The organism is Cryomorphaceae bacterium 1068, assembly GCA_027214385.1.
Classification (GTDB): domain Bacteria; phylum Bacteroidota; class Bacteroidia; order Flavobacteriales_D; family Cryomorphaceae; genus JAKVAV01.
The window spans coordinates 102,653-123,678 of the sequence record JAPVXR010000012.1 but is presented as its reverse complement, the minus strand read 5'-3'; the positions used below and the strand labels follow the sequence as shown (position 1 = coordinate 123,678).

The window sequence follows — 21,026 nt, the reverse complement described above, 5'->3', positions numbered from 1 at the left end:
ATATCAATATTCAATACATAGAACTATGAGGTATATATATTTATTGTGCAACCCCTCAAAAAAACTTCCAGATGACCTTTCCTTATTGCAAAGATTGAAGCACTGAAAAGAAATAATTGGTTTCAAATTTCCATTGAGAAACCGGGTCGGTGTACTCGTATTGAACTTGACTCTCTTCAATAACCGCCAATTTCGATATCATTTGCCGAAATGCTGAGACCGAATCGCTGTGATCGGCAAAGCAGAATACCAACTTAGATTCAGGACGAACATTCTCCAAGAGGTGACGCATTTTCACTTCTTCATCAGCTAGCTCATGATCATAGAAATGGAAAAAGCCGTCGAGCAGGATAAAGTCGAAGTGATCGAGATTGGTCAAAGAGATAAATTCTTTATGTTCAACTTTTAAATTAAGACTTATATTTTCTAATTGAGTCTTTAGTTGACCGATCGCAATTGAGGAAGTATCGATACCATGAACCTTGTACCCCATTTCGGCCAAAGGAATGGCATTGCGACCTTGGCCGCAGCCCACATCCAAAATATTACCTCTTTTCCCTTGCCGCTTGAAATAGTCAATCACTTCGGGAAATGGCTTCCCGAAGTAGGCCGAATTGGATGCGTAGACCTCATCGTAATTCATGACTGCGAGTCCAATTCAATCTTATGGAGTACGGTCTGTATGTGTGCATCCGTACAGACGTAAATCTGCCCTAGTTTCTCCATGGAATTAAACTCAAGCGGAATGGCAATTTCCTTTACTCCAATGTAATCATGACGAGTGTACTTCTTCTTTTTGAATTCAGCAGAACGTTTCGTTTGCAAGTAAACCGAGAGGTGAAAAGCTTGCCCTGAATGATTCAATGAAAGATCCAATCCATCGTAATAGTCTTTACTCAAGGAATAACCCACTGATTGAAAACGGTTGGATTCTTGAAGCATCAGATAGAGGTGAAAATCTCTAATAAGCGAAGGATAGGTTCTGAGGAGTCGGGCACGTAATCCAGTCTTGGAATATCGTTCTTCTTCAATGATGATTTCGTTCTCTTCCTCCCTTCCGGAAAAAGAGACGTATCGATCAAATAGTTCTTTTTCGGTTGGGATAGATCGCTGAGAAAAAAGGTGGTAATAAAAAGCCAAAGCAAAAGGCAGTAGCTTAGCTTTTTCGACTTTTGGATCTTTTGAAAGTCCGACTCCGGAATAGCTCAGCTCAGCAATTTGCTGTTCTGCCTGGCTCAATGATATATCCAAACTTCGGGAAACGGAGATTTGATCGCCCTTGAGCTCTATGTCAGTGATGGCTTTCCTGAACATGTGCTTGAGTGTTTAACCGGAGTGCTTCGATCAACTGTCGCGCAGTTGCCTCGATGGCTGGTACTGCCACGCTATTTCCAAATTGCTTGTAAGCCTGAGCGTCGCTTACCACGATCTTGAAAGTTTCGGGAAAGCCTTGCAATCGGGCCCACTCCCTGGGGGTCATACGACGAATTCCTTCACGGTTTACTTCTCCCTTTATTTTGGTTACGGGATTAAAGTCAGTAAGTCGCTCATCGTAAACCAGATTCCGTTCGCGTCCCATTCCACCCACGACGATGGCATTGGCCACGCCGTCATCAGGAATGATTTCGTAGCCGAAGCCATTGCCTTTCGACTCGTGCCTACGTCTGTGTTCACGCAGCGTTTCGAGGTACTTGGTCGAGAGGTAGTACTTCACCGAAACGGGTTTTTCTTCTTTAACTTCTTCGAAAGTGGTGACCTCCTCATCGGGTTCAGGGTACTCAAATTCAGCAGCATCAACTTCATCCCGAAAACCAATGATGAAGACTCTTTCGCGGTTTTGAGGAACTCCGTAATTTCTAGCGTTGACCACTTTCGGATTGGGAACGGTGTATCCCAAATCATCGCGGAGGACATTTAAAATCGTTTTCAGGGTTTTTCCTCGGTCGTGATTGAAAAGTCCTTTTACATTCTCTAAGAAAAGGGCTCTCGGTCGCTTGCGTCGAATGATCTCAGCCACATCATGAAAGAGCGTACCCCTTGTGTCGCTGAACCCACCTCGCTTTCCCGCAATGGAAAAAGCCTGACAAGGAAAACCACCACAGAGAATATCAAAGTTGTCAGGGATAAACGATTTGGTTTCTTCCGAAGTAATATCGCCGAAAGGCAAATCACCAAAATTCTCGAAATACGTTTTTTGAGAATACTTATCCCATTCACTGGTAAATACGCAGTGCCCACCTAGTCGTTCGAGGGCAAAACGGAAACCGCCTATTCCGGCGAAAAGATCGATAAAAGTAAAAGGAGCATCTTCGGCATGGCGCCGTCCCGCTCGGTCGGGTATCGGTTCATCAGAATGGCGCATGTACTCAATTGCCGGTTTTCGGTACACCTCCAAACCCGTATGGATATAATGCGTAAAGGCTGCTTTCAGAAGATTCGGTTCGCCGCTGATCTTTTTCATCGGGCTGAAAATACGCAAAAGTGACCAAGTTATTTATCCTATCAGTTCCATAATTCCTGGATTTTATCTTCAAACTATACACATTTGTAAATTCAGGTTAGACGATTACACCTGCTGAACAATTTTCATCATATTCGCAATTCAATGATTACTTAAAACTAAACCACATTTTTATGAAACGACTTTCCGCATTGTGCCTGCTGGTAGTAATATTAGCTACTTCCTGTCAAACCAGCTCAGAACTAGGCTCGACCTCGATCGTCCAAAAGAGACGATATACTAAAGGATTTAATCTAAATATTAAAAAGCCCTCTGTCGCGAGTAAAGCTGAAAACGAGAATGCCTCTCAAGAAACTGCTTTGGCCGAAGCTAAGACACCTGACATGGCAAATAAATCAGAAGCTCAAGTAATAAAAGTTAAGACAGAGGAAAGAATTGAAATGGAATCTGCTTCGATAGAATTGAGTAAAGCCCTAATGGCTAAACCCGTAACAACTAAGCAGAGTGAACTTGAGATTGCTGATACCCCTTCGGCTGACAAGGCCTATCCCCTCAGAATTAACACTAGAAAAAATAGAGTGAGTGGGAAAACCGCAAAAGGAGACGTGAACTTTCATGAAGTGAATGTTTGGACCATAATTATAACAGTTCTCTTACCTCCACTGGGTGTCGCTCTGATTCTAGGCGTAGGAACAGAATTTTGGATTAGCCTGGTCCTTACTCTACTCTTTTACTTCCCGGGATTGATATATTCGTTGATAATTCTTCTCACATAAAGCAATAGCCAGAGGAAAACTAGGATAAAAACTTCATGCTAATAAAACGAAAAGAGGCTGTCCCGTATGAGACAGCCTCTTTTCGTAAATGACTTTCAATGAATGCTAATTGTAATCGGGAAGGGTAGTGAATTCGTCAGCATAATAGAGCATTTGCGTGGCAAAATCGTCCGGATATTCCACCCTTACTTCGGTGATCTTTCCATCTTCCATAATCGGCACCAACTGCGGATTAATAAAGCCACCATAAGGAGCGCTATTGAACTTTTCGGTTCTTGCCAAAACTTCGGCATGTAGCACAGGGTCAACTTGAACACCATAAGTCTCAACCAAAGCTTTCCCCGCTTCATAGTCGCCTTCAGACTTAATGCGTTGAATTTCTCTGAGCAAATCTCCGAATAGTGTTTGGAGCTTATCGTAATCGTTGATTTCAAAGTAGGTCAGACTGTCGCGCATTACTTTCGAAATCACATTATCAGCTTCTCCTTTTTCGAATACCCATGCAGCAACCATCTGACGGTTTCTCATGTGGTCTTCTTCTATAACTGCTCCCGGCTCAATACGACGTAATTGGGTCATCAATCCATTCTTGATATAATCGTCATAGGCATGATAGCCCACTCCCAAGTCATCCATCACTCCAATCTCAATCAATTTCGGATCGAGCATGTAGTAAAGAGCTACCAAATCAGCACGGCCTTCTTCCAATGTGCTGGCATAGTTTTTCAAGGTCTCCTTTGGAGTACCAATCCCGGGATTCAACTTTCCGCTTGCATGGCCAATCACCTCGTGAAGAGCCGTATGAAGTTTATCTGCTTGCTTCGCATATTTTTTGGCCAAAGCTATCTCGGTACTGTCGTGGCTAAACTCTGCTAAGAATCCCGAAGTTCCTGCTTTGTCATAAGCCGCAACGATGTTTCCCAAACTCACGGACTTCGAACCGTATTCGGCGCGAATCCAATCGGCATTGGGTAGGTTCACGCCGATGGGTGTTGAAGGACTGGCGTCACCTGCTTCGCCCGCGACATTGATAAAATTGTAAGAAATCCCAACGACGTTCTCCTTCTTGTGCTCATCGAGAATCGAAGAATTGTCTTCAAAGTACTGAGCGTTTTCAGCAATGACCTTCATCTTTTTGGAGGCATCCAAATCGCGAATCTCAACGACTGTTTCATAGGAACCGCGGTATCCGAGTGGGTCATTGTACACCTCTACGAAACCGTTGATATAATCTACCGTACTCAAGGTATCTTGAACCCAAGCAATATTGTATTGATCCCATTTATTGAGATCACCCGTTTGGTAGTATTCAATCAGGTAACCGATAGACTCTTTCTGTTTGTCCGTTTCGGCAACGGCCTTAGCCTTCTCCAGCCAGTAAACTACTTTCTCCAAAGCAGGTCCGTACATTCCTCCGACTTTCCATGTTTTCTCCATTACTTGTCCGTTCTCTTTCACGAGCTTTGAGTTCAGTCCATAAGAAATAGGACGTTTGGGATCTTTGTCTTTCTTCTTCACTTCGTAGAAAGCGTTGACGTCCGCCTCGGTAAGCGTAGGATCGTAAAAATTTACGGCGCTCGCTAATACAAGGTCTTTATTCGGGTCTTTGCTCACTTTCTTAGAATCTATCGTTGGATCGAAAATCACGGTCATCACTTCATCGCTCAACTCTGACCCCGTTTCAGCAAGTAAGGTTTCCAAGTAAACACGATCAAATTCGGTTGTGAATTTCTCGTAGGAGTAATGGTGATGAATACCATTGGCAAACCAGATGCGCTTCAGGTAGGTCTCAAATGCCTTCCAACTATCAGTAGACTTATCACCGTCAAAGCTTCTAAAAACATTTTCAAGTGTCCTTCTGATCGTCAGATTGTGGCGATAGTTTTGATCATACATCATATCCCTTCCGGCAGTTCCGGCTTGCGTGAGGTAGTATGTCAATTCCTTTTGCTGCAGGGTCAGCTCATCCCATGCGGGAATTTGGTATCGCAGGATTTTAATGTCTGCGAATTGCTCCGTCATTGTTTGAAAGTTGGCTTCACTTCCGTCGGAAGTATTCTCTGAAGATTGACCTGTTTGATCATTTGCTCCTTCATTCTGACATGAAGTCATCAAAGTGATAGCAAATACTACAGTTAATAGTGATGAAAGAATTCTTTTCATGGTTCGTTTTTTAAGCAGCGCAAATATAAAATTTCCTTGTTGTTGATAAGACGGCTTCTAAAGAGCTCTTTCTTTTTTCATCTAGAATGATGAACTTGCACACAACCAAATAATTCTAACCATGCGCTTACGCTATTTTACAATCCCTTTATTAAGCATTGCACTTCTTTCTTGCCAAAAAGAAAAAGAGAGCATTCCTGTTAATTCGAATCCTGCTAATACAGAGTTGACACTGATTAATCCGGTAGAACCTTTGAATAATCGAGAACCTCTAAGTCATTCTGAATTGGTTCAAGAATTCTCTTCTCATCTCGAGAGATATGGCGTTGTGTCTTGGTCAAATTATGATGACTACACTTTGTGGAGCACAACGATTTCATCGGATAGTGTCATTTCCGTGGGATATCAGCCGGATGGATATGGCAACTTGGATCAAAGCATTCATCAAATCGATGTGGAGTCACCTGAATGGAAAAACACCAAGAATAGCCTGATCAATTATGTGGTTTCGGAGACCAAGCGCAAGTATCCGACACTCTCTGTAGAAGCAGAAGATTTACTGGTTTTTGGCGATAAGCCGCTACCCTACTTCAATATCAGAATTTGGGATTACGAAATCTTGGCCAACCTACGTAACTTTAGTGTAGTACGTTATGCAGAACCAATGGGGTTTACATTTGAGAATGAGGGTCCATGGCGATCCGACAGCGGTTGTGGAGGAAACTCGGGAATAGCCAACCCCAGCCCAAGCGACTACTTTACTGCACCTCAAGGACCAAGAGTAAGTTGGAACTTTATTGACATGAAGATTCATAAAGCTTGGAAGGCAAGCAGCCGAGGAAACGGAGTGACTATGGGTATTATCGATACTGGAATTTCATCTGATCAAGCAAAGTTGAACAGTGAGTTTTCCGGTGGTCTTTCCGGCAGTCGGACCGTTGAGCGCTATGGATTTCACGACCCTTGTTTCTTGTTTATATTCTGCGAAAACGATGGCATTGATGACCTTTGCGGACATGGAACAAATATGGCGGGTACAGCTGCAGGCCCTGCCAGTAGTGATGGATCATTTGCCGGTGTGGCTTTTCAGAGTAATCTGATCGGAATTCGAGCCGCGGAAGATGTCGTTCACGACACGAGTGCTGAACAAGACGGTGTATCCGATGCATTTACCTTCTTGGGAAACAGAGCCGACGTTGATATTATTTCTATGTCAATGGGTAATCTCTTTTCGAGCAGTCAAATTACAGATGCAATCAACTTTGCCTACAATCAGGGTAAAATGATCTTTACAGCAGCGGGTACATCATTTGAGTTTACAACGTTCGTAGGAGTAATTTTCCCGGCTACTTTGAGCAATACCATAGCGGTAACTGGAACGAAAACAGGATCTCCTATGGAAAAGTGCTCGACTTGCCACAGTGGTTCTCAAGTAGATTTCGTAGTAACCATGGAAGATCGCAACAATTCTGGCAGGACCCCACTCACTCTTGCTGATTCGGGTAATGACCCGAACTATACAGGAGGCTCTTCGGTAGCAACAGCCACAGCAGCCGGTATTGCGGCTCTAGTGTGGTCCAATGATCTCAGTCAATCAAAAGAAGACGTATTGGAAGCTTTGAAAAATGCCTCCAACTTTTACCCTTCTAGAGATAGTAACTTCGGATGGGGAAAAATAAATGCGCAAGCAGCGGTTCTCTACTAACCTGATTCGGAGAAATGGGTCGCAGAGGAAAATAACTTTTCCTATGTATTTTAATACTTTCTTTCCAAATTCCTCATTACCCAAAATTCGTTGAGGCAGAATCGAATGTCTTAAAAAGAAAAGGTTGGGAACATTTTAGAAAATCTTTGATAACCACTTTCAAGTCAGTAAGAATTGTCTACATTTACTGCAACCAAAACTTTTTCAAAATGGACAAAGAGAATTTTATTAATCGCTGGAGGGCTACAGCTGATGAACTTCGTGTGCAATTGCATTTAGGCTCGAAGGAATTAAGCAATAAATTCGAAGAACAGAAAAAAGAAATCCTCAACTGGTCAAAAGAAACCAGAACCTCTCTTGAAACTGAGGCATCTATTGCTTCTGTGGAAATGCGAACAAAGCTCGAGGAGCTAGAAGTACAAGCTGCGCTTGGAAAAGCCGAAACCAAAGAGGCGATACAAGAGCAAAGAAAAAAGTTGACCTCATTGATTAGAGGTGCGAATGAGGCATCTATAAAACTGATGGGAGATTCGAAGAAAAATGTTCGAGAATTAGCTGGAAAAGCAGATTCAAAATTTGACGAGTGGCATACCCGTTTTGACCTTTTGAGGTTGCAAATGACCCTGGGTGCATCCGACGCATCTGATGAATGGATAGAGAAGAAAGAAGATTTGAACAAATCTATTCGCAATCTGGAATCTAAACTTGGAGAAATGAGCCAAGAAACGGAAGAAGGATGGTCAAACTTCAAAGGCGAGATCTCTGAGGCTTGGACTCATGTTAAAAAAGCCTTTTCGAAGACCGAGTAAAGTCAAAACTCGTTTATCTCAATAGAAAGATATCGAATTAGTTGAGGCTGAGTTGGACATCATTGTCGTGCTCATTGAATTACAGTCTTGAAAAAACTGATTAAAGAAACGCTTCAAAGATTAAAAACAGCTTAATGAAAACTTGAATAAGCAATGTTAACCTTTAAACTGCCTACTGCTCACTAACGACTCATTTAAAACCTAAGAAAAACTAAACAGCGGTGTAACCAAATAGGGAAACCATCGTATCTCACAAGGAATAATCAAATAAAATGAGCGAACAATACGCCATTGGAAAAAACGAACATTCTCTGCAAGTCAGATGCATTTCTGCCTTGAGATCAGCCCGTGAAGGTCTTCATCAAAAGAATGATCGATTGGATGCGCTTTTATGGTCTGTCGAGCGATTGGAAAACGAATTGTTTTCGGCTGAACAGGGAAGTCCAGGCTTTTTGTTGGAATGCTACATTGATTTGATTTTTATCTTGAAAGGAATGGAAAAAAGTTTCCCAACTGAATCTACACCTATGCGTCCGATAGGTTTACAAGTTGCTACAGCGAATAACATATTGCCCATTCACCTTGAATGGAACTATCATGACCCTAATTCGCTATTCGTCATTGAGTATGCAAATTTCGAAGAGGCTAATAAACCAGAATGGCAGGTTTATAGTAAAACTCGGTCGACATCATTTACAGTTAGAGGCCTTCAAAAAGGCCAGGCGTACTGGTTCCGAATTTCTGCATTGGCGACAGCCATGTAAAAGGGTAAACCATTGAACCCATCTTTAAACTAAATAATTAGTTGATCTGCCTCCGGTCTCTTATCTTCGGGGCATGAAGAAACTATTCACTCTTTTGTTGTTCTCCTTTTTGCTCACCTCTCTTCTTGCACAGCAAGAAGACTCAGACTTTTATAGCCAATTCAGCACTGCCATGGAAAACGGGCAAATCCAGACAGCCATAAACATTGGTGAAAAATGGAAACTGAATAACAACGGGAACATTAATGCATACTACCTGACCGCTAAAGCCTTGATTAAAAAAGGACGAAAAAAAGAAGCGATCGAAAATCTCAATAAGGCTTTACAGATAGATAGCACCCATGTGCCCTCCTTGCTAGCATCGGCAGAACTCTTAAAAGCTTCGAATAGTGATGCCTTGGAACTTTACGAGCAGCTGATTATCATCAATCCTACCAACGCTTATTTCTACCGAGAAGCTGCCGAAAGTGCCGTGCAGTCCATGAAATTGGATAAAGCATTGGCTTATTATTCCCTGGCATATCAAAACGACAGCCTTGATTTAATAACCATAACCGGGTTCGCCAAGCTATTACTTGATTTCAGGCAATATGATGATGCGGACAGCCTGTTAAATCGTGCTTTGGACCTAGATCCTTTAAATAGATTTAGCTTACTCACCAAAGCCAAGCTTGCCTTTGACTCAGAGAAATGGGAAGATGCAATTGGGTGGTTGGACCCTCTGATGAAGGATGATCCTCCTTTGTTGGCAATGCGGTATACAGGAATATCTCTGTATCACCTGGGTAGGTACGAAGAGGCAATTGAAATATTAAGGACCTTGTCCAACACTCTCAACGAACTTGACTATCCACACTATTATATGGGTTTGTCCATGGAGAAGCTAGGACAGATTGATATGGCCACCGTTCAGTATGGACAGGCTCTAAATAAGGCCATCTCAGGCAACTTAGGCACCTATTACGAGAGACTTGGATTAATGCAGCAAGAAGGCGACGATCATCAAGAGGCCATTGAGTCCTTTCGGATGGCAAAGAAATTTTCTGCACGAAATATCCTCAATTATCATTTAGCGAAGAGCTATGACATCTACTACCAAGACTCCAAAGCAGCTCTGGAGATGTTCGAGCTATACATATCTCAAGAAGATACCCTCAAGAGTCCCGAAAAGACTTATGCTGAAAATCGCGTATCTCAGTTAATAAAGGATCGCCATTTCGAAAGTGAATGATGAACCATCTGCTTTAATCTGTGTTTTAACACTATGAAACACGAGTCCATAGCAGTTGGGGGAGTATCAATGATTCTGCTCCTTTATACAATGTTCGCCAGTACAGGAATCCTCTTAAATTGGGTTGCCTTCATCTTTGCAGCGTCACCTGTTCTTATCATTTGGATGGTTTGGGTAGTGCTCAAATACGGTGAGTACAATGGAGAAGAATTGGAAGATGAGCAGGAGTTCGGTTATATGGACCGACCCGAATTAGGCAAACAAGAAGTTTAAATTTATTTATAAGCAGCCTCCTTCAAGCTGCTTTTTTTATTTTCGGCCAACATGAAAAATGAAACTCAATACGATGTCATAATTGTTGGCGCTGGTGTTGCCGGGCTTGTAGCCGCAATGAAATGTGAAGAAGCTGGATGCTCTGTCTTGATCATAGAATCGGATACTGAGGTGGGTGGACGAGTTCAAACAGATACAGTTGATGGGTATACGCTGGAAAGGGGTTTTCAAGTACTTATCGATACTTACGAAAAGGCAAAAGAGATACTTGACTTTGAAGCATTGGAGCTAAAACGCTTCGAACCTGGTGCAAAAATTTTTGACGATAGAGGAAGCTTTTCGATAGCAGACCCTACCAGAAAAATTGCGGCTCTACCTTCTACAGCTCTTTCACGCGTCGGGTCTCTTTCTGACAAGATTAAAATGCTCAACCTTTCCAAACAACTTCAGACAAAAAAGCTGAAGGAAATATTTGAAGGAGATCGACAAACAACTTTGGATTACCTAAAGGATTATGGCTTTTCAGCTAGAATTATCAAAAACTTCTTTCGACCTTTTTTTGGTGGAATCTTTCTCGAGAGAGATTTAGTGACAGATGCAGCTATGTTTCGATTTGTTTTTAGAAACTTCTCGAAAGGCAGTGCATGTATTCCTGCCAAAGGGATGGGAGAAATTCCGAAGCAAATAAAGGCTAAATTGAAATCAACTGAAATCAGATTGAACACCAAAGTTATAAAGGTCAACCAAGATCCTTCTGTTGAGTTAGAGGATGGGTCGCTTTTTAAAACGAAAAAGATCATTATTGCCTCAAGCCCCGACAAACTGCTCACTCAAATGGATAATCCCATTTCGTGGAAACATACCACAACCATGTACTTTAGTGGGGAAAATAGTCTACCATCCATGACAAGAACCATTGGGCTAGATGCTCGTCCGAGTAGCTCTGTAAATAACTATGCACGGCATGATGAAGTCGTTCCTCAATCAGCTCCTCCCAATCGGTCTCTCTGGTCTGTAACCGTTCGGGGTAACGAAAGTCCACAAGTTGTAAAGACAGATTTGGCAAAGAACTTGAATATAGACGAATCTCAATTGGAATTTCTTAAAGAGTATAAAATTAAACAAGCTTTACCCACAGTTGATCGTCCTGCATTGTCAATCCCGGCTGAACAAACCCAAATAACCGAGCATATCCATTTGGCCGGTGACTACCTTACCAACGCATCTATTGATGGTGCTATGCGTGCGGGGGAAAATGCTGCAAAAGCAATCACAGAAACTCTTGAAGTTATTGTCTGAGAATCAAAAATGCTTGCAAGAAACCCGTAACTTTATTATCAAATCTATCTACTATGAAATACTTAATCACTTTCACTTTTCTCGCTTTCTTTTTTGTGGCACATTCACAAGTAGAAATTCGTCCGTTTATAGGAATGAATTTTAGCAATGTCTCCGATTCGCCTGACGGCACAAGCACTCAGGCAAAAATAGGCAGCCAGATAGGTGCTAGCTTAATGATCGGAAATAGATTCCACCTTAATCCCGGTATTGCCTATTTTTCAAGGTCTACCGAATACAGCTCTTCAGGAAACGTAAACGTAGATCAAACCGTTGAGGGAGTTACTATTCCAATTTTAGTGGGATACCGATTTGTAGATCCGACTACTGAGCCTTTCTTAAACTTTCGTGCATTTGCAGGGCCTTCACTTATGTTTCTAACGACCACCAAATACGACAATGGAGAAATCAATGACGCCGTGGATTGGAATGATAGCCAATGGGGTGCACAAGTCGGTGCAGGATTGGATGTTTCCATTTTCTTCGTAGACGTTACTTATGAATTTGGTTTAACCAACACAAACGATGGACTTAAAGAGCAAGACGGCATCTTTGATAACTTCACCGAGTTTAAGCAAAATACCTTTATCGTCAATGCCGGTGTGAGGCTCAGTTTTTCGAAATAGTCCGATCAGCCTCTTCAACAAGAAGAGTCATTGCAGGCTAAAGAAAAAGAAGAGAACGAATTCCAATTTAGCCGGTCATACATGAGCGGCAGTATAATGGGATGAGCTAGATAAATCGTGGCTCTTTTTTTGCGTTCTTTGGACTCAAATAAATCAGACAATGAAATTTACGAAAGCTTTAATCGGGGTAGCTCTTATTGCTCCATCTATTGTCCTCGCTCAAAAGGTGGACATGAAACTAAACCTTGAAAAGGGAAAAAAATACACGCAAAAGACGGAAGTTGAAAACGTGACCAAACAAACTATGATGGGCCAAGTGATGGAAATCAATACAACAGCCTCTTCAACTACTTACATGGAATTGACCGAGGATAACGGAAAATCAGATACATACAAAATCTGGTACGGCAACGTAGGTATGTCCATGACAGGAATGGGGCAGACACAAACGTTTACTTCTGACACTGCTTCACTTGAAACCGTCGATCCCATGTCAAAAGTGCTTGCAAGCTTGACAGACAAAAAATTCGATGCAAAGATCACCGAGAAAGGAATGGTAGAAGAAGTGATGGGGCTCGAAGAAATGGTTAAAACCGCAACTGAAGGAATGGCCGGAGGTCCTGCGATGGCCGAACAAGTAGCTAGTAGCTTCGGTGATGACGGTCTTGCAAAAAATCTGGAAATGACTACTGACATCTTTCCTGAAAAACCTGTAAAGGTTGGGGCTTCTTGGACCAAAGAACAATTCACATCTACAGGACTTCCCATTATTTCAAAAACGACTTACACGTTAAAGTCAGTAGAAGGTGGAATGGCCGTTGTAGATGTAAAAGCAACATTGGAAACCGATCCTGCAAATGCCAGCACTAGCATGCAAGGCATGGATGCTACCCAATATTACGAAGGAGAAAGATCAGGTACTTTAAATGTTGAAGTCGCAAGTGGTTGGGTTACTTCAGGTACACTCAAAGACGATATAGTAGGAAGCATCACATTAGCACCAAACCCTCAAATTCCTGATGGAATGACGGTCCCTATCGAAATGATCAATAACATCACTATTTCGAACTAAGTTATTTATGATTATCCGCATCAGCGGAAAAATTCTGTTCGCATTCTTTTTGTTTTGTTTTGGTTCACTTCAAGTGAAAGGACAAATCATGAACATTGAAAAGTTCAGACTTGATAGTTTAAGCCGGGAAGATCCTTTCCGGCTTAAACTTGAAGCAAACTTTGACCTTTACAATAGAAGTGCAACAGAAGAAGAGCGCGCTGAATTCATTGCACTCGGTTCCGAAATCAGTTCCATTTATGCTCCGGGTAAGCATTTTTACATGCTTTTAGGGGACGTCTCATACGTAGAAAACAATTCCAGTAGAATCCTAAGTTATGGCAATCTACATGTCCGGAGCACATTTTTCTTTCGCGAAAGATTTAGTCCAGAACTCTTTGGTCAAGCCCAATATGACGAATTCAGAGGGTTAAGCGCTCGATTCATTGCAGGAGGTACTGCTCGATGGAATGCCCTAAGAAAAAGCAAAGTTATGCTGGCCTTCGGACTGGGGCCGATGTACGAGTATGAACGCTGGTTGTCATCCGTTGATCCCGAAGATATCGCAGTGAAATTCCTGAAGATCAGCTCAAACGTAATTGTGAGGTGGTCAATTAGTGATCATGTTGATTTCAATACAATCTTCTACTATCAAGTGGGCTATGACAGGGATATCGATGCCACTAGAAACAGGTACACCAACGCCTCAAATCTCAATTTTCAAATTAACGATAAGCTCTCGTTTAAAACAGGGGTTAGACTGGCTTATGAAGATCGACCAATTATCCCCATCACTAAATTAATCTATTCCATCGAAAACGGGATCAGCTTAAATTTCTGACCCGTATAATTCGTTTAAGTATTGCGTAAATTTGCGGCCTCATGAGCGAAAATATTTTTCATTTTAGGGTTCTAATTGATCAAACGGAAGAGGTCTTTCGTGATATCCAAATCAAAGGTTCCGACTCTTTTGATGACTTGCATCAGGCCATTGTAGAGGCCTTTGAATTTTCAGGTGATGAAATGGCTTCCTTCTACATGAGCAATGAAGAATGGGATAAGGGCGAGGAAATCACTCAAATGGATATGGGTGGACTTGGAGACGAAGGCATTAAAACCATGAAGGATACACCACTTGACGAGATGGTTTTTGAAGAAGGTGAGAAGCTGCTCTATCTCTACGACTTTATGAGAATGTGGATTTTCTTTGTGGAGCTGGTCGGCGTCTCAACTGCAAAGGAAGATCAAACCTATCCTTTGGTAGTCTTGACTGTAGGCGATGCTCCTGCTGAGCATTCCAAAGAGTTGGTAGATTCATTCCCTGTAGATTTTGACGAAGACTTTGAAGATCCTTCAGAAGACGAGGGTTTTGAAAATATAGATGACTACGACGAAATCATCTAAACCAAAAATACCCGTGATCTGCGGGCCTACCGCTGCGGGAAAAACAGCCCTTGGCATTGAACTGTGTCAATCTCTGAACGGGGAAGTGATCTCTGCCGATTCAAGGCAGTTTTATACCGAAATGTCAATCGGTACAGCGAAGCCATCCTTCGCCGAAATGAAAGGCATTCCTCACCATTTCATCAATCATTGTAGCATCGATAGTCCTGTTACGGCAGGAGAATTTGAAAGGCAAGGCGAACAAAGAATTCAAGAGATTTTAAGCCGCAAAAAACTGCCAGTTGTGGTAGGTGGATCGGGGCTCTTCCTCCGTTCACTAATAGAGGGCTTAGACGACTTACCTTCAGATGACAACTTGAGGCAAGAACTCATCGCTCAATTCAAGAGTGCGGGACTCCCATCGCTTTTGGAAAGGCTATCCAAATCTGACCCCGACGCAAAAAAGAGCATTGACTACAAGAATCAAGTTCGCGTGATGCGGGCCATAGAACTGGTCGAACTCAGCGGAAGGCCACTGGCCGAATTAAGGGGTCAGAATAAAGCCCCAAAAGACTTTGAACCCATCTGGATCGGCATCACACCTGAAAGAGAGGTGCTTTACGAACGAATCGATTGGCGCGTACATCAAATGATAGAAGCAGGATTGGAAAGGGAAGCTCGATCATTGTTGCGTTATCGAGATTCAGATCCATTGAAAACGGTAGGCTACCAGGAGCTTTTTTCCTTTTTCGATGGCGACTACAACTTGGATGAAGCTGTAAGGCTGATCAAGCGGAATAGCCGTCATTATGCCAAACGGCAATTGACTTGGTTCAGAAAGATCGACGGCATAAAGTGGTTTCAATCCGAGCAAGTCGATGAGTTAAAGGAGTACGTCAAAGCTCAAATCACTGTGGTTTAGACTTCTTGGCTGTGAAAACCGGTTGAAAACTTCACGATTTTTAGCAAACTGTCACTATGAGAAGCAGCGGAAACAGTTTAATTTTATCCATTACATTTAAAGTAAATTGAAAATGGAAGGCATAAGTCACAATCGAATGGAGCTAATAGCTGAGATGCTCGAGAAGAATCCAAACGATACTTTTCTGAACTACGCAGCTGCCTTGGAATACAAGAAGGAAAATAAGATCGCAAAAGCGATTTCGTTTTTCCGTAAGATTATCGATAACGACCCGGATTACCTTCCCACCTACTACCAGTTGGGTAAACTGTTGGAAGAAAAAAATAAAACCGCTGAAGCCATTACTTTTTACAAAAGAGGTAGAGAATTGGCGAAAATTAAGAACGATATCAAAACGCTAGGTGAGTTATCTGAAGCACTTTTAATATTGGACGAAGATGACGGAGAAGCCTGGTAGGAAACACCATAATATCGAAATATTATTAAGACGGGATGGGTAAACCATCCCTCTTTTTATGCTTAAAAAATCAATTCTCAGTTAGACTCTTATTTTTGCATAAATCCCTCTCGTATTATGAAAAGATCAATATTAATTTTAGTTGCAGGTCTCGCCGTGGCCTGTAGCAATGAAACTCCTATGATAGAGAAAGAAGCCATTACCTATCCACAAACGAAAAAGGTTGATGTTGTTGAAGATTATTTCGGAACGAAGGTAGCAGACCCTTACCGCTGGCTCGAAAACGATACGGCAGCCGACACCGAAGCTTGGGTGAAGGCACAAAACGCAGTAACCCAATCTTACCTTGAAAAGATTCCGTATCGACAACAAATAGAAGATCGCCTGACAGAGCTGATCAACTATCCTAGGCTCTCATCCCCATTCAGAGCGGGCGATTATTACTTTTTCTACAAGAATGACGGCCTCCAAAATCAAGCTGTCATCTATTTCCAAAAAGGAAAAGATGGAGATCCACAGGTTTTTATAGACCCCAACTCCCTTTCGGAAGGTGGAACGGTTAGTATCAATCTTATCGGTGCATCAGCTGACAACAAGTACATGGCCTACACCAAGTCAGTAGGTGGATCGGACTGGAGTAAAATTTACATTCGAGAAATCGCTACGAATACAGACCTGGACGATGAGCTCGAATGGGTTAAGTTTTCAGGAGCAGGCTGGTTTAAAGACGGTTTCTACTATAGCCGCTACCCCGCTCCTGCCCCCGGCACGGAATTGAGTGCTGACAACAAGTACCACAGCATTTACTACCACAAAATAGGAACCTCTCAAAGTGAAGATAAACTCTTCTACCGCGATGATGAGAACCCCGATCTCTACCACTGGTGTAGCGTGACCGAAGATGATAGATACCTTACTATGTACGCCGCGTCAGGAACCGATGGCTTTGAGCTTTATGTAAAAAACTTAGAAACCGACGGGGAACTCACAAAAGTGAGAGAAGGCTTTGCCAATAAAACATCCATTATCGACCACAAGGATGGTAAGTTCATCGCCTTGACCGATATCGATGCACCCAATTATCGCGTGGTTTCTATCGATCCGAATAATTTCACTTTGGAGCACTGGAAGAACATCATTCCTGAACGCGATGAGACTTTGGTAAATGTTAGCACCGCAGGTGGCTATCTCTTTCCCGAATATTTGAAAAGCGCTACTTCTCAAGTTTTCCAAATGGATTACGACGGGAACACCATTCGAGAAATCGAATTTCCTGCGCCTGGCTCGGCTTCCGGGTTTTCAGGTAAAATGGAAGACTCGAAGGTTTTCTATTCGTTTTACTCTTTCACCTACCCTCCCACCATCTTTGAACTCGACCTCGCAACAGGAGAGTCGACGTTATTCAACAAGCCCGACCTAAAGTTCGATCCCGAAGAGTACATTTCAAAGCAAGTAAAGTACAAAAGCAAGGACGGGACAGAGGTACCGATGTTCATCGTACACAAAAAAGGAATTGAACTGAACGGTAACAACCCTGCATTGCTATACGGCTATGGTGGTTTTAACATCAGCCTGAGCCCGAGCTTCAGCGTATCCAATATTTTCTTTCTTGAAAATGGCGGAGTTTACGCAGTAGCTAACCTTCGCGGTGGTGGTGAATTTGGCGAAGAATGGCACAAGCAAGGAATGAAGTTGGATAAACAGAATGTGTTTGACGATTTTACCGCTGCAGCGGAATACTTGATTGCAGAAAACTACACCTCTCCAGAGCAGTTAGCCATCAGAGGTGGATCAAACGGAGGTTTGCTAGTTGGAGCAGCTATGACACAACGACCTGAGCTGTTTGCAGTAGCGCTGCCAGCCGTTGGAGTAATGGACATGTTGCGTTTCCAAAAGTTTACGGTGGGTAAAGGATGGATTCCTGAGTATGGATCGGCAGAGGCTTCAAAAGAAGAGTTTGATGCGCTGTACGCCTACTCGCCCCTACACAATTTGAAAAAAGGTACCAACTACCCTTCAACAATGATTACTACCGGTGATCACGATGACCGTGTGGTGCCTGCTCATTCGTTCAAATATGCTGCAACGCTACAAGAAGCTCACGCAGGAAATAATCCTGTATTCATCCGTGTGGAAACTGATGCGGGACATGGAGCGGGAAAACCGATGGCAAAAATCATTGAGGAGCAAGCTGATATTTGGGCCTTCACTTTCTATGAAATGGGGATTACGGAATTGGGCAGCACCTCCCCTGTCGAAAAATGAAAAAAGCATTCAAACGCTTCGGTGGAATAATACTTCTGGGGATAGCCTTTATTCTTAGGCTGATCTTCGCAGCGTTCCCTGAAGCTTTTGAGATGGTCTATTTTCAAGGGATCTTTCCCATTATCAGGAAAATCCAGTACCCCGTAGGAGCGGCTCTGCCCTACTCGGGGTATTATTTATTAATCTTGATCGCCATCGGATGGCTTATTTGGCGAGTACCAAAATCCCTAGCTAAGAGGAAGTTGCTTTCTTTCGGCAGGAGACTTTTGAATTTCTGTGGTGGCTTGACTGCTGCATTTCTGTTATTGTGGGGCTACAATTACGTCGGGCCGAGTCTGGGTGAACGGATGTCTTTGGCTGAAACCAAAAATCAATACGATGTAGCTAAACTCTACCTCTACGTTATGAATGAGGCCGCCCAAAAAAGGATGGCCATTAAGCTGCCAACCGACACAACCTCCGTGGAAGATTTAGAGCCGTATGTCGATTATGACAACCTGAATACAGCTGTAAAGAGCGTTTTAAGCGAGTTCGGCTATCCGACTGCTACCAATGTCGCCATAAGACGAGTTAAGCCTTTAGGCGCTTTGAGACGCATTGGAATCAGAGGGATCTACAACCCGTATACCGGTGAGGCCAACGTAGAATCTGATGCGGGAATTTTGACGGGTACCTTCACGGCAGCTCATGAAATAGCGCACGCATATGGCATAACCAGCGAGGGTGAAGCCAACTTGGTGGCCTACATAGCTCTTATTCATTCAGGAAATCCCATTTGGGAATATTCTGCCGCCTATGCCTTGTGGAGATACACTGCCGGTGAAGTCAATCGAAAATTGGAAGAGAGCGATCGGGCGATTTTGGCGGAGGCCATACCCATGCAACTTCAAATTGATCGTTTGGCCATTTGGCAAAGAATGAGCCATGCTCCACCCTACTTTCCGGAATTTTCGGAAGCGGTGAACGACAGCTACTTGAAAATACAAGGAGTAGAGGGCGGCACTGATGATTATGACGCTTTCGTGGGATTGTACTTGCGGTACACCAATCCTGTTATGGATTGATCGTCAAGCGCTCGTTCTTGGTAATTTGACGACCATCAACCCCAACAGCACGGATAACAGCGGTGTAGTATTCATTCACTAGCTCGTTAGAAGAACCATCAAAATTCCATGCCTCGTTAATATTGGTTGTTTGGAAAACAACCTTTCCCTTCGAGTTTATAATGGTCATGCTAAAAGACTCGATACCTGACCCTCTCACCAAGTAAGAATCATTGACTCCATCACCGTTTGGCGTAAATGAATTTGGAACGAAAAGCTCCGATCCCTGCTTTACTTCGATAATTCTTGGCAATGTGCGCTCTGATCCATCTTCGTATCGGGCTATCGCATAAATCGTCAATGATTGCGGTTCGTTGATTGTTAAGTTCAAAGCTTTTCCTTGGATAAGTCCAAAAGAAGCCGCATCCCAGCTATATTCAACAGCATTTCCCTTTGCACTTAGTACTAACTCACAAGGAGTGAAACAAGAATTTATCCCTTCAACGGTAAGTGCGGGTTTGGTCTTTTGAACTGTGGATGTATTGTTTTTCTCAAAAAATTCGGGATCTCTCGTGTCTTCATCTGAATGTTCAACCAAGGCCTCCAATGGCTGAACCGCTTGCACTTGAATTGGAAAGGTTGAACTTGACTCTTCTTGCTCGACCTCTTGATTAGTCAAACTCTCTTGAGATTTCGACTCATCTGCAAGTGTCGATTGGCCGTTTTCAACTTTAGCCTGCTCCTCTTCCGTGTTAGCATCAACGGTCGTCTTCGATGCAATCAATTGATTCTCTACTGATACTTTGTCATCGGCAAATACTTCATTCTCACGGTTAGCATATGCCTCAGATGACTGCACCCTTTCCTCCTTTTCTGCGGAGGTGGTTGCAACTACTTGACCAGAAATGACGATCTCAGAACTATGATCACTCAAGGCCATACCGCCCAAAAGAGCGACAGATACGGCTACCACTGCCCAAGTTGGAAACTTGAAAGGTGGCGCATATGGCTTGGCAATTTGCGATTTGATAAAATCCCAAGCGCCGGTAGGTGGAGTGGATTCTGCATTTCGCAAAGTCTCACCTATTTGCTGTTCAAATAAATCCTTACTCACGGATAGGTTGTTTTATTTCGTTTGAAATCAATTTTCTCATGTAAGCCTTTGCCTTGCGGTACTGGGTTTTAGAAGTGCTTTCGGTAATTCCGAGTTGTTCGGCGATTTCCTTGTGCGTATACTCTTCAACCGCGTAAAGGTTGAAAACCGTTCTATAACCATCCGGCATTTGGCCAATCAATTCTGTCAATTTATCTGCAGTTATCATCGGCTCATCCTCTTCCATAGGATGCACCTCCATATCCGCGTCAATTTTATAGTCTACTTCAAAAAGAGAAATATTTCTTTGCTCTCGCTTCGTCCGTCTAAGGTGGTCCAAGGCATTATTTGCGATGGTTCTTCTGATCCAAGCGCCCAATGGGCCTTTTCCGTCGTACTTATCCAGCTTATTAAAGACTTTAATAAATCCGTCTTGGAACATATCTTGAGCCTCCTCGTAGTCTTTTCCGTATCTCAAACAGAGCGCCATCATTTGTCCTGAATGCCTTTCATAAAGCAATGCCTGTGCTTTGGTATTTCCTTCCATACAGGCTTTGGCCAATTCTTGGTCATCCACTTCTTTACTTTCTCTTTTGCTTGATTGACTCATCCGGTTTGAAATAGTTGTCTAAACCATCCTTGAATTTCGAATTTTGTAGGGAGAAG

General features: G+C 42.8%; 21 protein-coding genes. 15 read left to right on the top strand and 6 right to left on the bottom strand.

The window, feature by feature from the left end; genetic code table 11:
* Positions 1-82 precede the first annotated feature (82 nt).
* From O3Q51_14265 to O3Q51_14255, 3 genes are read right to left on the bottom strand one after another with little or no spacing between them, the layout of a single operon-like run.
* Complete coding sequence (locus tag O3Q51_14265) at positions 83-643, bottom strand: class I SAM-dependent methyltransferase (protein ID MCZ4409982.1); 561 nt, start codon at positions 641-643, stop codon at positions 83-85.
* The gene (locus O3Q51_14260) at positions 640-1,314 is read right to left on the bottom strand and encodes a hypothetical protein (protein MCZ4409981.1); all 675 of its coding nucleotides are present in this window, start codon (positions 1,312-1,314) and stop codon (positions 640-642) included. The genes O3Q51_14265 and O3Q51_14260 overlap by 4 nt, the downstream gene beginning before the upstream one ends.
* Complete coding sequence (locus O3Q51_14255) at positions 1,292-2,461, bottom strand: DNA cytosine methyltransferase (GenBank protein ID MCZ4409980.1); 1,170 nt, start codon at positions 2,459-2,461, stop codon at positions 1,292-1,294. The genes O3Q51_14260 and O3Q51_14255 overlap by 23 nt, the downstream gene beginning before the upstream one ends.
* 173 nt (positions 2,462-2,634) lie before the next feature.
* On the opposite strand from O3Q51_14255, the gene O3Q51_14250 reads away from it, so the two are divergent.
* Positions 2,635-3,237: a YqaE/Pmp3 family membrane protein gene (locus O3Q51_14250; protein ID MCZ4409979.1), complete on the top strand. Its 603-nt coding sequence runs from the start codon at positions 2,635-2,637 to the stop codon at positions 3,235-3,237.
* 105 nt (positions 3,238-3,342) lie between these two features.
* On the opposite strand, the gene O3Q51_14245 is transcribed toward O3Q51_14250, so the two are convergent.
* Positions 3,343-5,400, bottom strand: a complete 2,058-nt coding sequence (locus O3Q51_14245; protein ID MCZ4409978.1) for a dihydrofolate reductase — start codon at positions 5,398-5,400, stop codon at positions 3,343-3,345.
* A 121-nt stretch (positions 5,401-5,521) separates the two neighbouring features.
* Here O3Q51_14245 and O3Q51_14240 point away from each other — a divergent pair, with 121 nt between their 5' ends.
* The 14 genes from O3Q51_14240 to O3Q51_14175 all read left to right on the top strand — a co-directional run bounded on the left by O3Q51_14240 (position 5,522) and on the right by O3Q51_14175 (position 19,288).
* The gene (locus tag O3Q51_14240) at positions 5,522-7,105 is read left to right on the top strand and encodes a S8 family serine peptidase (protein ID MCZ4409977.1); all 1,584 of its coding nucleotides are present in this window, start codon (positions 5,522-5,524) and stop codon (positions 7,103-7,105) included.
* 209 nt (positions 7,106-7,314) lie between these two features.
* Positions 7,315-7,914, top strand: a complete 600-nt coding sequence (locus tag O3Q51_14235; GenBank protein ID MCZ4409976.1) for a hypothetical protein — start codon at positions 7,315-7,317, stop codon at positions 7,912-7,914.
* Positions 7,915-8,186: 272 nt separating this feature from the next.
* Entirely contained in the window at positions 8,187-8,678 is a 492-nt protein-coding gene (locus tag O3Q51_14230; GenBank protein ID MCZ4409975.1) for a fibronectin type III domain-containing protein, read from the top strand.
* Positions 8,679-8,751: 73 nt separating this feature from the next.
* Positions 8,752-9,909: a tetratricopeptide repeat protein gene (locus O3Q51_14225; protein MCZ4409974.1), complete on the top strand. Its 1,158-nt coding sequence runs from the start codon at positions 8,752-8,754 to the stop codon at positions 9,907-9,909.
* A gap of 33 nt (positions 9,910-9,942) precedes the next feature.
* Positions 9,943-10,182 carry a hypothetical protein gene (locus O3Q51_14220; GenBank protein MCZ4409973.1) on the top strand — a complete coding sequence of 80 codons (240 nt, stop codon included), beginning with the start codon at positions 9,943-9,945 and terminating at the stop codon, positions 10,180-10,182.
* A 51-nt stretch (positions 10,183-10,233) separates the two neighbouring features.
* Positions 10,234-11,481 (top strand): FAD-dependent oxidoreductase, encoded by a 1,248-nt coding sequence (locus O3Q51_14215; protein MCZ4409972.1) that lies wholly within the window; start codon positions 10,234-10,236, stop codon positions 11,479-11,481.
* Between the two features lie 53 nt (positions 11,482-11,534).
* Positions 11,535-12,146, top strand: coding sequence for a porin family protein (locus tag O3Q51_14210; protein ID MCZ4409971.1), 612 nt, complete (start codon positions 11,535-11,537; stop codon positions 12,144-12,146).
* Positions 12,147-12,306: 160 nt separating this feature from the next.
* Positions 12,307-13,218 (top strand): DUF6263 family protein, encoded by a 912-nt coding sequence (locus O3Q51_14205; GenBank protein MCZ4409970.1) that lies wholly within the window; start codon positions 12,307-12,309, stop codon positions 13,216-13,218.
* Between the two features lie 7 nt (positions 13,219-13,225).
* Entirely contained in the window at positions 13,226-14,038 is an 813-nt protein-coding gene (locus O3Q51_14200) for a DUF481 domain-containing protein (protein MCZ4409969.1), read from the top strand.
* A 41-nt stretch (positions 14,039-14,079) separates the two neighbouring features.
* Positions 14,080-14,601 (top strand): hypothetical protein, encoded by a 522-nt coding sequence (locus O3Q51_14195; protein ID MCZ4409968.1) that lies wholly within the window; start codon positions 14,080-14,082, stop codon positions 14,599-14,601.
* The gene (gene miaA / locus O3Q51_14190) at positions 14,579-15,502 is read left to right on the top strand and encodes a tRNA (adenosine(37)-N6)-dimethylallyltransferase MiaA (protein MCZ4409967.1); all 924 of its coding nucleotides are present in this window, start codon (positions 14,579-14,581) and stop codon (positions 15,500-15,502) included. Before O3Q51_14195 ends, miaA begins: the two co-directional genes overlap by 23 nt.
* 112 nt (positions 15,503-15,614) lie before the next feature.
* Positions 15,615-15,959, top strand: coding sequence for a tetratricopeptide repeat protein (locus tag O3Q51_14185; protein ID MCZ4409966.1), 345 nt, complete (start codon positions 15,615-15,617; stop codon positions 15,957-15,959).
* Positions 15,960-16,076: 117 nt separating this feature from the next.
* Positions 16,077-18,224, top strand: a complete 2,148-nt coding sequence (locus O3Q51_14180; GenBank protein ID MCZ4409965.1) for a prolyl oligopeptidase family serine peptidase — start codon at positions 16,077-16,079, stop codon at positions 18,222-18,224.
* Complete coding sequence (locus tag O3Q51_14175; GenBank protein ID MCZ4409964.1) at positions 18,221-19,288, top strand: DUF3810 family protein; 1,068 nt, start codon at positions 18,221-18,223, stop codon at positions 19,286-19,288. The genes O3Q51_14180 and O3Q51_14175 overlap by 4 nt, the downstream gene beginning before the upstream one ends.
* Here the strand turns inward: O3Q51_14175 and O3Q51_14170 are convergent.
* Entirely contained in the window at positions 19,278-20,381 is a 1,104-nt protein-coding gene (locus O3Q51_14170; protein MCZ4409963.1) for a gliding motility-associated C-terminal domain-containing protein, read from the bottom strand. The genes O3Q51_14175 and O3Q51_14170 overlap by 11 nt on opposite strands.
* Positions 20,374-20,970, bottom strand: coding sequence for a sigma-70 family RNA polymerase sigma factor (locus O3Q51_14165; protein MCZ4409962.1), 597 nt, complete (start codon positions 20,968-20,970; stop codon positions 20,374-20,376). Before O3Q51_14165 ends, O3Q51_14170 begins: the two co-directional genes overlap by 8 nt.
* Between the last annotated feature and the right edge of the window lie 56 nt (positions 20,971-21,026).